We start from the raw sequence: 1489 nt of genomic DNA, 5'->3' as shown, positions 1-1489 counted from the left end.
CTGCCGGAGACCGCCGCGGCGGTCCGCGCGGGCACGATCGGGCTGGGGCAGGCGCAGGTCGCGGTGCAGACCGCGAAGGAGCTGCGTCCGGACGTGCGGGAAGAGTTGGACCGGCTGGTGGCCGGCGACGGCGGCGGGATGGACCGCCGCCGGCTCCGCGAGCGGGTGGACGAGTGGACGCACACGGTGGACCCTGAGGCGCTGGCAGGGCGGGAGCGCCGCGCGTGGGCGAACCGGCGGCTGTCGATGAGCGCCGACACCCCCGACGGGGCCCTGCGCGGAGGGTTCGAGCTGGACCCGCTCGGCGGCGCCACGCTGAGGACCGCGTTGGACCCGTTGGCGCGCAGGACCAGCCACGCCGACGACCGCACCTACCCGCAGCGGATGGCCGATGCGCTCGTCGAGCTGGCCCGGCGCTCACTCGACGCCGGGGACCTGCCGCAGGTCGCGGTCCAGCGCCCGCATGTGATCCTGATCGCGACCGCCGAGGCGTTGGACGGCAGGCCTGGGGCGCCGGCGGCCCGGTTGGACGGGGTGGGCCCGGTCAGCTCTGCGACCGCGCGGATGGTCTGCTGCGACGCCGAGGTGGACCGCGCCAACCTCCCCCACCCACCCGCCCTTAACGGAACCCGCAACGGGGAAGTCTTGGACGCGGGCCGCACGCAACGGCAGCCGACCAGGCAGCAGCGGGTCGCGGTCATCGCCAGAGACCAGACCTGCGTCGGCTGCGGCGCGCCGGCGTCCCGCTGCCAGGTGCATCACGTCCGCTGGTGGACAAGGGACTTAGGGCCCACTGACGAGGACAACCTCTGCTTAACCTGCTGGTGCTGTCATCACAGGATTCACGAGGACGGCTGGCTCGTCATCCGCGACCCGGACACCGGACGGTTCAGCATGCACCCGCCCGACCCCACTGCCCGGCCACACCGACGACGAGCCGGCTGACCGGCACCCCGACCTGGGTCCGACCAGGTCGGGGGCGCCCCAACGTCCAACCCTCGGGCTCACCGCACTTTCTCTGCGGCGCAGCGATGACCCGCAACGGGGAGGTCTTGGACGCGGGCCGCACGCAACGGCAGCCGACGAGGCAGCAGCGGGTCGCGGTCATCGCCAGAGACCAGACCTGCGTCGGCTGCGGCGCGCCCGCGTCCCGCTGCCAGGTCCACCGACCACGCCAACCTCCCCCACCCGCCCACCCCAAAGGAACACGCGACCTGGGACCCACAGACGAGGACAACCTCTGCTTAACCTGCTGGACGTGTCATCACAGGATCCACGAGGACGGCTGGCTCGTCGCCCGCGACCCGCACACCGGACGGTTCAGCATGCACCCGCCCGACCCGCTCGCCCGGCCACACCGGGGACGAGCCGGCTGACCCCGCGCCCGACACCACCCACGGACACACGCCAAGAGCCGTTCCTCGCCCCCGACGACCTCTCCCGGTCGACCATGCCGCCGTGCTGCCGAGAAGGCTTCGCCGGGTCGTGA

General features: G+C 73.2%; 1 protein-coding gene. It reads left to right on the top strand.

The genetic code is table 11. The annotated features are described in order from the left end of the window. Nucleotides 1-945 (top strand): DUF222 domain-containing protein (locus ACREP4_RS16950; protein WP_431597372.1); only part of this gene is annotated, 945 nt, incomplete at its 5' end. Between the last annotated feature and the right edge of the window lie 544 nt (nt 946-1489).

The sequence above is a fragment of the Stenotrophomonas sp. genome, assembly GCF_050737575.1.
Lineage (GTDB): Bacteria > Pseudomonadota > Gammaproteobacteria > Xanthomonadales > Xanthomonadaceae > Stenotrophomonas.
This window is presented reverse-complemented; position numbering and strand designations above follow the sequence as displayed.